The 10,700-nt window shown below is 66.2% G+C and carries 17 protein-coding genes and 1 tRNA gene; 4 read left to right on the plus strand and 14 right to left on the minus strand.

The window, feature by feature from the left end; genetic code table 11:
• Both AADI75_RS15315 and hslV read right to left on the minus strand, forming a co-directional pair.
• Nucleotides 1-293, minus strand: a 293-nt coding sequence (locus AADI75_RS15315; RefSeq protein ID WP_341209864.1) for an AAA family ATPase, incomplete at its 3' end; no start/stop codon positions are given.
• 117 nt (nucleotides 294-410) lie between these two features.
• The gene (hslV, locus tag AADI75_RS15320; protein ID WP_341209865.1) at nucleotides 411-953 is read right to left on the minus strand and encodes an ATP-dependent protease subunit HslV; all 543 of its coding nucleotides are present in this window, start codon (nucleotides 951-953) and stop codon (nucleotides 411-413) included.
• Between the two features lie 140 nt (nucleotides 954-1,093).
• On the opposite strand from hslV, the gene AADI75_RS15325 reads away from it, so the two are divergent.
• The gene (locus tag AADI75_RS15325) at nucleotides 1,094-1,282 is read left to right on the plus strand and encodes a hypothetical protein (RefSeq protein WP_184034847.1); all 189 of its coding nucleotides are present in this window, start codon (nucleotides 1,094-1,096) and stop codon (nucleotides 1,280-1,282) included.
• A 50-nt stretch (nucleotides 1,283-1,332) separates the two neighbouring features.
• Here AADI75_RS15325 and AADI75_RS15330 read toward each other — a convergent pair whose 3' ends face one another.
• From AADI75_RS15330 to folE, 5 genes are all read right to left on the minus strand, one after another.
• The gene (locus AADI75_RS15330) at nucleotides 1,333-1,740 is read right to left on the minus strand and encodes a 3TM-type holin (protein ID WP_341209866.1); all 408 of its coding nucleotides are present in this window, start codon (nucleotides 1,738-1,740) and stop codon (nucleotides 1,333-1,335) included.
• A gap of 2 nt (nucleotides 1,741-1,742) precedes the next feature.
• Nucleotides 1,743-2,291, minus strand: a complete 549-nt coding sequence (locus AADI75_RS15335; protein WP_341209867.1) for a glycosyl hydrolase 108 family protein — start codon at nucleotides 2,289-2,291, stop codon at nucleotides 1,743-1,745.
• 105 nt (nucleotides 2,292-2,396) lie between these two features.
• The gene (locus AADI75_RS15340; RefSeq protein WP_341209868.1) at nucleotides 2,397-2,747 is read right to left on the minus strand and encodes a dihydroneopterin aldolase; all 351 of its coding nucleotides are present in this window, start codon (nucleotides 2,745-2,747) and stop codon (nucleotides 2,397-2,399) included.
• A complete protein-coding gene (locus AADI75_RS15345; RefSeq protein ID WP_341209869.1) occupies nucleotides 2,740-3,468 on the minus strand; it encodes an SDR family oxidoreductase in 729 nt (242 codons plus the stop codon). Before AADI75_RS15345 ends, AADI75_RS15340 begins: the two co-directional genes overlap by 8 nt.
• 5 nt (nucleotides 3,469-3,473) lie before the next feature.
• A complete protein-coding gene (gene folE / locus AADI75_RS15350; protein WP_341209870.1) occupies nucleotides 3,474-4,103 on the minus strand; it encodes a GTP cyclohydrolase I FolE in 630 nt (209 codons plus the stop codon).
• A 99-nt stretch (nucleotides 4,104-4,202) separates the two neighbouring features.
• Between folE and AADI75_RS15355 the strand changes: the two genes are divergently transcribed.
• Together AADI75_RS15355 and AADI75_RS15360 are read left to right on the plus strand one after the other, a co-directional pair.
• The gene (locus tag AADI75_RS15355) at nucleotides 4,203-4,409 is read left to right on the plus strand and encodes a DUF2945 domain-containing protein (protein WP_333915926.1); all 207 of its coding nucleotides are present in this window, start codon (nucleotides 4,203-4,205) and stop codon (nucleotides 4,407-4,409) included.
• A 45-nt stretch (nucleotides 4,410-4,454) separates the two neighbouring features.
• The gene (locus AADI75_RS15360; RefSeq protein ID WP_341209871.1) at nucleotides 4,455-4,715 is read left to right on the plus strand and encodes an SWIB/MDM2 domain-containing protein; all 261 of its coding nucleotides are present in this window, start codon (nucleotides 4,455-4,457) and stop codon (nucleotides 4,713-4,715) included.
• Between the two features lie 70 nt (nucleotides 4,716-4,785).
• On the opposite strand, the gene pncB is transcribed toward AADI75_RS15360, so the two are convergent.
• The 7 genes from pncB to AADI75_RS15395 all read right to left on the minus strand — a co-directional run bounded on the left by pncB (nucleotide 4,786) and on the right by AADI75_RS15395 (nucleotide 10,324).
• Nucleotides 4,786-6,090, minus strand: coding sequence for a nicotinate phosphoribosyltransferase (gene pncB, locus AADI75_RS15365; RefSeq protein WP_341209875.1), 1,305 nt, complete (start codon nucleotides 6,088-6,090; stop codon nucleotides 4,786-4,788).
• 2 nt (nucleotides 6,091-6,092) lie between these two features.
• Nucleotides 6,093-7,376: an Hsp70 family protein gene (locus AADI75_RS15370; RefSeq protein WP_341209872.1), complete on the minus strand. Its 1,284-nt coding sequence runs from the start codon at nucleotides 7,374-7,376 to the stop codon at nucleotides 6,093-6,095.
• A 20-nt stretch (nucleotides 7,377-7,396) separates the two neighbouring features.
• Nucleotides 7,397-7,473, minus strand: a tRNA-Arg gene (locus tag AADI75_RS15375).
• A 51-nt stretch (nucleotides 7,474-7,524) separates the two neighbouring features.
• Complete coding sequence (locus AADI75_RS15380) at nucleotides 7,525-7,872, minus strand: ArsC family reductase (protein WP_341209873.1); 348 nt, start codon at nucleotides 7,870-7,872, stop codon at nucleotides 7,525-7,527.
• A 73-nt stretch (nucleotides 7,873-7,945) separates the two neighbouring features.
• Entirely contained in the window at nucleotides 7,946-8,494 is a 549-nt protein-coding gene (locus AADI75_RS15385; protein WP_341209876.1) for an MAPEG family protein, read from the minus strand.
• Nucleotides 8,495-8,580: 86 nt separating this feature from the next.
• Nucleotides 8,581-9,156, minus strand: coding sequence for a hypothetical protein (locus AADI75_RS15390; protein WP_341209874.1), 576 nt, complete (start codon nucleotides 9,154-9,156; stop codon nucleotides 8,581-8,583).
• 691 nt (nucleotides 9,157-9,847) lie between these two features.
• Nucleotides 9,848-10,324 carry a ferritin family protein gene (locus tag AADI75_RS15395; protein WP_253204272.1) on the minus strand — a complete coding sequence of 159 codons (477 nt, stop codon included), beginning with the start codon at nucleotides 10,322-10,324 and terminating at the stop codon, nucleotides 9,848-9,850.
• A 200-nt stretch (nucleotides 10,325-10,524) separates the two neighbouring features.
• Between AADI75_RS15395 and AADI75_RS15400 the strand changes: the two genes are divergently transcribed.
• A partial coding sequence (locus tag AADI75_RS15400) for a PepSY domain-containing protein (protein ID WP_341209877.1) occupies nucleotides 10,525-10,700 on the plus strand: 176 nt, incomplete at its 3' end.

Below are 10,700 nucleotides of genomic sequence, written 5' to 3' on the forward strand. Positions count from 1 at the left end.
TCGACGTCGCGGCCGACATAGCCGACCTCGGTGAATTTGGTCGCCTCGACCTTCACGAACGGCGCGTCGGCCAGCTTGGCGAGGCGGCGGCTGATCTCGGTCTTGCCGCATCCGGTCGGCCCGATCATCAGGATGTTCTTGGGCGTCACCTCGTCGCGCAGGTCGGGCGAGAGCTGCTGACGCCGCCAGCGGTTGCGCAGCGCCACCGCGACCGCGCGCTTGGCGTCCTGCTGCCCGATGATGTGCGCATCGAGCGCGGCGACGATCGCCTTGGGGGTGAGATTATCGTTCATGGTCTTCTCTCAAGCCCCTCCCCTTCAGGGGAGGGGTTGGGGTGGGGTGGTTGTGGAACGGGCGCGAGCCTCAGCCCCCACCCCAACCCCTCCCCCAAGGGGGGAGGGGCTCCATAATCACGTCGTGCTGTCCAGCGTCTCGATCGTCACGCGGTCGTTGGTGTAGACGCAGACCTCGGCGGCGATCTTCATCGCCTTGCGGCATAGCACCTCGGCGTCATTCTCATATTCGACCAGCGCGCGGGCGGCGGCGAGCGCGTAATTGCCACCCGACCCGATCGCCGCGATCCCGGCCTCCGGTTCCAGCACGTCGCCATTGCCGGTGAGGATCAGCGTCACGTCCTTGTCGGCGACGATCATCATCGCCTCGAGGTTGCGGAGAAACTTGTCGGTGCGCCAGTCCTTGGCCAGCTCGACCGCGGCGCGCATCAGGTGATAGCCGTGACGCTCCAGCTTGGCCTCCAGCCGCTCGAACAGGGTGAAGGCATCGGCGGTCGCGCCCGCGAAGCCCGCGATCACCTTGCCGTCGCCCAGCGTGCGAACCTTGCGCGCGTTGGGCTTCATCACGGTCTGTCCCATCGAGACCTGACCGTCGCCGATGACGACGACCTTGCCGCCGCGCCGTACCGAAAGAATGGTGGTGCCATGCCAGACCGGCATGGAATGTGGATCGTTCCCGTTCATAGGCCCCGGATTTGGGGCGCGGAGGTGTCCCAGGCAAGGGCAACGAAAGTTTGCACGCCGGCGATGGTATCGCCACGGACGAGCGACCATATGGCGCGCGGAGAGTGAGTGCGTCGATGATTACCGATAAAGATCGTTTGTATTTCCAGACGCGGGCCGAGGCCGAATTGCGGCTGGCCGCCGAGGCGGAAGATCCGGTGGTGTGCCAGGCGCATTATGCGATGGCGACCGAATATCTGGAGGCCGCGCACGGCGCGAACATGCGGTTGCCGCCCGATCCGCAGCGGCTGGCGCGTTCGGGGTGATCCGTCATTGCGACCCCGGCGCAGGCCGGGGTCGCAATGACGGATAGGGGCTATTTCGCCTTGGCCTTCCCCCATTCGCGCGCGACGGTGTAGCCGAGATAGCCGGTCGCGAAGAGCGTGTAGAGCGGCTCGGGTAGACCCGAGAGATAGGCGTTCATCGCCTGCGCGATCGCCGCCGCCGCCTGTGGCCGTACCGCGGCGATCAGCCCCATCGGGATGCTCCACAACAGCAAAGCGTACATGACGTAGAGGAAGCCGGGGCGTGCGCGGCTGGTCCACGGATCGGTCGCCTGCGCTTCGGCGAGGATCGCGGCCATCTGCGCCTTGACGCGCTCCAGTTCCTGCGTGCCTTCCATCCGCATCAGCTCGCGCTGCGCCGCTTCGCGGGCACGGGGGTCGGGGATAAGTTTGTCGAGCAGGCCGGCGACCGGCGCGATGATCGAATCGAGCACCGGCATCCTCAACGCTCCCCACCGCCGACGCGGTTGACAAGCCAGCCGTAGAGGAACGCCTCGTTGGCGGGGCGATGCTCGGCGAGCGAGAGATATCGTTCGCCCTGCAACGCCTCGACCGCGCGGATCAGCACGGTCTCGGCGGTCGGTCCGCGCGTCGCGAGGAAGCGGGTCAGCGCGCCCAGCGTCTGCGCGCCGATCCGGCCGTCACAGGCGAGGTCGGGATAGTCGCACCCGCCGCGGTTGAGCGCGGTGAGCGCGCGTTGCAGGAAGGTCGTGGCGACCGCCGGCCCCATGTTGACCGCGGTGTCGAACATTTCGGCGGCGAGGCGCGGGGCATGCGCGGCGATCCGGTTGAAGCCGGGTGCGGTCCAGTAGCGTTGCCGGTAGATCGCGGTCGCCGCCGACCGCGTGAAGTGCCGCATGTCGCCGGTGTAGCCGTTGGCGCGCGCGACCGCCTCGGTAATACCGAAGCGCGTCGCGCCGCCGCGATCGGCGGGGTTGTTTACGTACCCGCCTTCGCGGTCGATCACCGCGTCGATGAGGTCGTCGATCATAGGTGACGTTCTCCTTGATTGATGGGAGAACATATCAGGAACTACGTAGTGTAGGACAGATCGCCACCCCGTCATTCCCGCGCACGCGGGAATGACGATGAGCGCCTACCGCCTCCGCACGATCTCGCAGCCGACGCGCGCGTCGGGATAGACATCGGGCTTCATCGAGCGGACGCGCACGTCGCGCACCCGCGGATCGGCGAGGCAGAAGGCGGCGATGCGCTCGACCAGCGTCTCCTGCAACGCAAAACCGTCGCCCGCCGCGAGCGCGTGGATGCCGTCGCGGATCGTGTCGTAGTCGAGCACCTCGGCGATCGTGTCCGCATCCGGCGTCTGCGGATAATCAACGGTCAGCCGCACCGACACCAGCACGCGCTGCGGCGTCGCCTCTTGCGGGTGGATACCGAGCCGCATCTGCACCGCGAGATCGTCGAGGATGATCGCATAGTCAGCCATGATCGGTCCCGAACATCACGTCGCGCGCGCTTTTCACGAAGCGTTGGCCGCAGTCGACGAACACGTTCTGTCCGGCGACGCTGCGCGCCTCCAGCAGCCACACCACCGCGTCGGCGACCGCCTGCGCGCCGACCGGGCGCTGCAACAGATTGGCGCGCGCCACCGCGTCGAATTCGGCATCGGTTTGGTCGCCGCTCGGCAGCGTCAGCCCCGGCGACACCGCGTTGACGCGGACGTGCGGCGCATAGGCCTGCGCCATCAGCACGGTCGCCTCCGCCAGCGCTGCCTTGGTCAGCGTGTAGCTGTAGAAATCGGGGTTGGGGTTGGCGAGCTTCTGGTCGAGCAGGTTGACGACCGCACCCTCACGCCCCTGCCCGGCCAGCGCGGCGGCGAGCAGCGACGGCGCCATGACGTTGACGGCATGGAGCCGCGCGGCGAGCGCCGGGTCTGGGGCGGCGGGTGAGTCATATTCGAAAAGCGAGGCGCTGTTGACGAGCCCGTCGATCGCTCCGCCCTTGCACGCCCGTGCGAACAGTGCGGGCACGTCGGCGAGATCTGACAAGTCGCCCTGCACCGCCGTCCCGTCCAATTCGGCCGCCAGCGCCTCGGCCTCGGCCTGCGACGTGCCGTAGTGGATCACCGGCACATGCCCCGCGCGCGCCACCGCGCGCGCGATCGCCGCGCCGAGCCGCTTCGCGCCGCCGGTCACCAGCACGCGCATCGCGGTCAGGCGAGCCCCATCAGCGACAGCACTTCCTTGCGGCTGCGGTCGTCATCGCGGAACACCCCCATCATCCGGCTGGTCACCATGCCCACCCCCGAGGTGCGGACGCCACGCGCGGTCATGCAGGCATGGCTCGCCTCGATCACCACCGCGACGCCCAGCGGCTTGAGCCGGTTCCAGATGCAATCGGCGACCTCGGCGGTCAGCCGCTCCTGCACCTGCAGGCGCCGCGCATAGCCGTGGAGCACGCGCGCCAGTTTCGAGATGCCGACGACATGGTTGCGCGGCAGATACGCGATATGCGCCTTGCCGATGATCGGCGCCATGTGATGCTCGCAATGCGACTGGAACGGAATGTCCTTCAGCAGCACAATCTCGTCATAGCCGCCGACCTCCTCGAACACCCGCGCCAGATGGACGCCGGGGTCCTCGCCATAGCCGGCGCAATATTCCTTCCACGCGCGCGCGACGCGCTTTGGCGTGTCGACCAGCCCTTCGCGCGCGGGATCGTCGCCGGCCCAGCGCAGCAACGTGCGCACCGCCTCCGCCACATCGTCGGGCACCGCGATCTTGCCGTCTGCCGCCACCAGATCGCCGTCGCCGGGCGTCGCCTGACCCTTGTCGTCCATCATGTCCTCGTTCGTATCGACGCCGGCTGTAGCACGAATTGATCCAGCGCAACCCGTTGCGTCCTCTGCGGGTTGCATCCTGCGCAATGAAGGAGATGGACGATGGCGGACAATCTGAAGAAGGGCGACGACGTGACCTGGAAGTCGCACGGCGGCACCGCGCACGGTACGGTCGAGAAGAAGCTGACGTCCGAAACCTCGATCAAGGGCCATAAGGTGAAAGCGTCGAAGGACGATCCGCAATATCTCGTGGAGAGTGACAATGGCGGAAAGGCGGCGCACAAGCCCGCCGCGCTGAAAAAGGCGTGATTTCGCGCCGGCCCCGCTGAGGCCGGCGCCATTGGAAGGATTGCAATGGCTACCACCACCAAGACCGGCGGCATTCACGCCCCCGTTCAGCCCTCGGCTGAGCTGGGTGCGGTCGTCGGCAACGAGACGCTGCCGCGCAGCCAGGTGATCAGCAAGGTATGGGACTATATCAAGTCGAACAACCTGCAGAACCCGGAGAACAAGCGCGAGATCCTGGCCGACGACAAGCTGAAGAAGGTGTTCGGCAAGGACAAGTGCACGATGTTCGAGATGAACAAGTATATTTCGCAGCACGTGAAGGCCTGAGGCCGATAGGCTAATTGACCCGACGCGCCGCCGCCCAGATCCGGCGGCGCGTCTTTTTGCCGTTGGTTGTCTACACCGCCACCGGCGTCGCCGCGCGCGCCTCGTCGCCGAAGATGCGGAGGTAGCGCGCGATCTCCTCCGGCGCGCCCGTCGCCTTGGCGGGATTGTCGGACAGTTTGACCGCCGGGCGACCGTCCGCGCTCACCACCTTGCACACCAGCGAGATCGGCTCCAGCCCGGTCGCGCCATCCGGATCGCAGCCGCGGAAGTCGTTGGTGAGGTTCGTCCCCCAGCCGAAACTCATCCGCACCCGGCCGTGGAAATGGCGATAGGTCGCCTCGATGGAGGCGGTATCCATTCCGTCGGAGAAGATCAGCAGTTTTTCGCGTGGGTCGCGGCCCTGCGCCTGCCACCAGGCGACGATCCGCTCGCCGGCCTCGATCGGCGGGGCGCTGTCGGGGCGGAAGCCGGTCCAGTCCGCGACCCAGTCGGGCGCGTCGCGCAGGAACGCCGCGGTGCCGAACGCATCGGGCAGCGCGATCAACAGATTGCCGCCGTACGCCTGCCGCCATTCGTCGAGCACGCGATACGGCGCCTGCGCCAGCGCGGCGTCGTCCGGTGCCAGCGCGGCGGCGACCATCGGGAGTTCGTGCGCATTGGTGCCGATCGCCTCCAGATCGTGATCCATCGCCAGCAGCACGTTCGAGGTGCCGATGAAGCGCGCCCCCAGCCCTTCCTTGAGCGCCTCGACGCACCAGCGTTGCCACAGGAAGCCGTGGCGGCGGCGCGTGCCGAAGTCCGACAGCGCGAGGTCGGGCAGCGCCTGCAACCGCTCGACCTTCTCCCACATTTTCGCCTTGGCGCGCGCATAGAGCACGTCGAGCGTGAAGCGCCCCTTGCCGCGCAGCGCGGCGCGTGCGCGCAGTTCGTTGACGATCGCGAGCGCGGGGATCTCCCACATCGTCGTGCACATCCACGGGCCCTCGAAATGCAGCTCGAACTGGCCATCGACGGTGCGCAGCTCATAGTCGGGCAGGCGAAAGTCGGCGAGCCACGCGAGAAAATCGGGCGCGAACATCCGCGCCTCGCCATAGAAACTGTTGCCCGCGAGCCAGATCAGCTCCTTCTTCGTAAAGCGCAGACCCCGCGCGTGATCGAGCTGCGCGCGCAACTCGCCCTCGTCGATCACCTCGGCCAGCCGGACGCTGCGGGTGCGATTGATCAGCGCGAAGGTGGCATGCGTCTCGCGATGCCGCCGCCAGATCAGCTGGAGCATCAACAGCTTGTAGAAATCGGTATCGAGCAGGCTGCGCACGATTGGATCGAGCCGCCAGCCATGATCCCAGGTACGCGTCGCGATATCGGTATAGACCATCGTCACGCCGCCCACGGCGTGATATCGGGCTCCGCACCGATCAGCGCGAGGCCGTGCGCGATTGAGGTCAGCTCGCCGCCGGTCGCGATCCGCTCCGCGCCGAAGCGGCGGTCGAAGATCGCGCGGATCGCGGGGATCAGCGACGAGCCGCCGGTCAGGAACACGCGGTCGATCGCTCCCGCTTCCACCCCGCCGCGCGCCAGGGCGGCGTCGAGCGCCGCCTCGATGCGGGCGAGATCCTCGGCGATCCAACGTTGGAAATCGGCGCGCGTCACGTCCGCGGCGATCCGGATTCCGCCGCCCTCGAACGCGAATTCAGCGTGGTCTGCACTCGACAGCGCGCGCTTGAGCCGGCCGACCGCGTCGTAGAGCGGGAAGCCCTGCTCCTCCTCGACCAGCGCAATCATCCGCCCGATCGCATCGGGGTCGAGCGCGTCGCGTTGCAGCTTGCGCAGCTCTTCAAGCGTGCGGCGGTTGCGCATCATCGCCAGCCGCGACCAGTCTGCGACGTCGTTGAAGAAGCCGCCCGGAATATCGAGCACCTTGCCGAACGAGCGATATTGCCCGCCCTTGCCCAGCAGCGGCAGCACCAGTTGCGACACGATCCGCTGGTCGAACCGGTCGCCCGCGATCCCGACGCCGGTCGAGGCCAGCGGGACGCAGCGGCGCTCGGCCCCCGGCGCGGCGACGCGCACCAGCGAGAAGTCGGTCGTCCCGCCACCGAAGTCGGCGACGAGGATCGTCGCGGGCTCGGTCAGCCGCGACGCGAAGCTGTGCGCCGCGCCGAGCGGTTCGTAGACGTAATGAACCTCGACACCGAATTCGCGCAGCATCAGGTCGTAGCGGGCCTTCGCCAACGCTTCGTCGGGGCGCGCGCCGGCATATTCGACCGGCCGCCCGACGATCACGCGCGCGGGACGATCGTCGAGCTGCCCGCCGGCGTGACGGACCAGCTTCTGGAGCAACAGCCGCCCGAGATCCTCGAAGCGCATCTGCCGGTTGAAGATCGTCGTCCGCTCGAACAGCGGGCTGGCGGCGACGGTCTTGAACGACTGGACGAACCGGCTGTCGAGCGGTGCCTCGAGATATTCGGCGATCGCCCACGGCCCCGCCTCGCTGGCGACGCCGTTCCAGCCCTGCTCGTCTTCCCAAAAGCACAAGGCCGAGCGGAACACCGCCCCGGTCGCTTTCTTGCCGGTAAACTCGACCAGCCGCGCTTCGCCGTCCTCCGCAAGCGCGACGACGGTGTTGGTGGTGCCGAAATCGAGGCCGAGCGCACGCGCCACGTCTTGCTCCGTCGCAGGTGTGGTGCCCCCGGCGAGATTCGAACTCACGGCCTGCGGTTTAGGAAACCGTCGCTCTATCCTGCTGAGCTACGGGGGCACGGGCGGTTTTCCTAGGTTTCCGCGCGCGCCCGGTCAACGGCGAAGCGGGTTAGGCGAACAGCGCGGCGTAGCGTTCCGGCTTGAACCCGACCTCGATGCGGTCGCCGTGCACCAGTACCGGGCGCTTGATCGTGGACGGATGCGCGATCATCAGCGCGCGCGCCTTTGCGGCGTCGATGTCGGCCTTGTCGCCGTCGGGCAGCTTGCGGAAGGTGGTGCCGGTGCGATTGAGGAGCGGCTCCCAGCCGATCTGCGCGATCCATGCGTCGAGCGCTGCTTCGTCGACACCGGCCTTCTTATAATCGTGGAACGTGACGGCGATGTCGTGCTCGGCGAGCCACGTCCGCGCCTTCTTGACGGTGTCGCAATTGGGGATGCCGTAGAGGGTGGCGGTCATCTTACTTCCTGTCGTCCGGATCGTCGCCGCTCATAACGCGCAAGGTTCGCGCCGTCAGCCGGTCGACCACCGCTTACATCGCCGCGCCAGCCAGATCGATCAGCGCCGCACCGGCCGACACCAGCAAGGCCAGCGCCGTGGGATAGAAGGTCAGTGCGAAACCGAATGCCCGGTCCGGGGCGTCACGGCCGTAGCCCGCCCAGAACAGCAGGCGACCGATCGCGAAAAGGCAGGCGAGCGCTACGACGATGGCATCTGACCGGGCGAAGCTCGCCGCGACGATGAGATGCGTGACCACCGCCAGTACCACCTGCTCGAAGGTATTCTGCAATATCGCCCCGGCGGCGCGAACCGGTTCCGATGCCGTTCCGACGCTGCTCCCGGCGATGTCGTGCGGCGAAAAGAAGCGAAGACGCGCCACGTTCGCGATCGCCACCGCCAGCCAAACGACGACGAGCAGATCTAGGCGAAGCGCGAACCTTAACCGGTGAAGGAGCGGCGCAACCTCCACACGGCTCGTCCAGACGGCGGCGATACCCAGGACCAGGATCGTCACGCCTAGCGCGCCGGCCATCGCCCGCGCCACGCCGCGTTGCTGCGCCTCGAACTCCTGCTGCGTCATCACGCGCCCTCACCTTGCGGCCATACCGCAGGTAATCGAACGACCGCCTCGTGGCTACACGTGCGCGATTTGGACAGATGAACCGTTTAGCGCCGCCGTGGTGTGACGACCTGCCGCACCATGCGGATTTCGGTCGCGAACCCGGGCTTCTTCGGGGTGCTGCGGATCAGGTAGATCGCTTCGGCGGCGCCGTTCGCGCCCTGTTTCTGCACGCCGCTGGCTTGCGAGCGGATGTCGCCGATCTCGAACGTCTGTGGCGGCATCGTCACGAACCCACCGCCGCTGCGCGCCTGTGCCGCGCTCAGCAACTGCTGCCACTTGCCTTCGTCGATCACGCCGTCCGTGTTGGTGATCCGCACCGCGCACGAATGGATCGGCGGCGCCTCGATCGTGACGACGAGGCGGCTGGTGCCCGCATCCATGATCCAGCCGCGGCCGGGATCGTCCTTGAGGTAGGTGCGGAGGTCCTCCGGGGACAGCGCCCGTGCACCGGGAACCTTCGCCATTGCTGCGGCGACCCGAGCGTCATCGGGGAACACATGGCCACAGAGCATGTCGAACATCCGCATCTGCCCCTCGCCGCGGAACGTCGGGCCGTCGGCGGGCTGCGGTGTCGGTGCGGCGGCTTGCAGGGCAAGTGCCAGCAGGGCAACGGCGGTCATCGGTCATCCCCCGGTTCGAACACCGCGTTGTGGCATGGTTCGCAGCGGGTCGCTACCTTGCGTGACGAGCGGACACGTGCTGCGACACGCTCAGCACGAACGGGGCACGAGGCCGTCACCGCGTCTCACAACGCGGCCGCGATCGTGCCCTGCGACGTTCACCCCGTGGCCCAGCGGCGTCTCATGACGCCGAATAACGCGGCCGCGACCATGCCCCGCATGGTCGCGAGTCCGCGTTATTCCCACTCGATTGTTTGCCTCTATGTCAACCAATTGAATTTACTCATGAAAATATATTTTCGCTGAACTACTACCGGCCTGCGATCCGTCAGAAATTTACGCTATTGAAATCGTTGATGAATTTCCACCCGCCGGCCCAAGCCATCTATCGACTACTATCGGCTCTCGGTTCGCCGTTCTAGTTCTGACGTCCGAACCCAAGTCACGCTCAAAAATACCGTCAGCGTCGATCTGCTCGGGTTGTAAGCGAGTAGAGGAAGCGACGAAACCAGCGAGCGTGCGCCAGCCGATAATAGCGGGTCTTTGATGGCGACCCATCGGAAAACTTTGAAAAACCGCTCGTCGCACACTGTGGATTATCGCGCATCTGAGATGCGCGATAATCCACAGTGTGAGCTTGCCCAAGGCGGCAACATCCGGCTTCGCATTTCCGGTTAAAAGGGCTGCTCGCCTACTTGACGGCCAGTTTCGCCAGTGCTGCCTTATAGGCATCGTAATGAGTGCCTTCATCGATCGCAATTTGGCGGAACATCGCCGCGACCTTGCGATCGCCATCGGCTTCAGCCTGCTTGGCGAAGTTCACATACATCGTGACGTTCTCGTAATGCTCGCCGGCCATTGCGTCACCGAGATTGGCGCTGTTCGCGCCGCCAAGCTGCAGCGCTTGTGCCTCGCGATCAAAATGCTCGTTCGCCTCGATATTGGCGGAAGCGCGGAAGAGCTTCGCCAGCGCAGGCTTGCCTGCAGCCTCAGCCTGGTCTGCGTAACGCAGATATTTGAGGTTGGCATACGCCTCCCCGTGCATCGCAGCTTCTAGGTTTGTGCGGGTCTGCGGTGAAAGCGGCTTGCCCTCCGGTGGCGCGGCGATCGCGCTGGTGGACATAAGGACGGCGACGCTGGCAGCCGCAGCGAACAGGGTACGGTTCATGATGTCTCTCCGATACGCGCCGACAGCGGCGACGAGCGGCTTGTGCAAGGATCTCCTGACACATTGCTGACGCAGCGATCAGAGAGTCGGAAATTTAACGGCCACGCATTTTTCGCGATCCGTCAGCTTTTCGTCAGTTGCCGGGCGCAGTTGGATTGCGCCGGGTCGGCACACACCGCCCAATCACAAAGGACTATCCCATGAAGCGTTCGACATTGCTCAAGCTCGCCCTGACCGCCTCTGCCCTTTCGGTCGCCACGATCGCAAGCGCCGCCCCGGTCTGCACCAAGCTCCCGCCAGCCAAATGGCTCACGCAGGCGCAGATGAAGGCGAAGATTGCCAAGATGGGCTACCGCGACATCAAGGTCTTCCAGGT

Origin of the sequence: uncultured Sphingomonas sp., from assembly GCF_964021865.1 — a bacterium.
Classification (GTDB): domain Bacteria; phylum Pseudomonadota; class Alphaproteobacteria; order Sphingomonadales; family Sphingomonadaceae; genus Sphingomonas.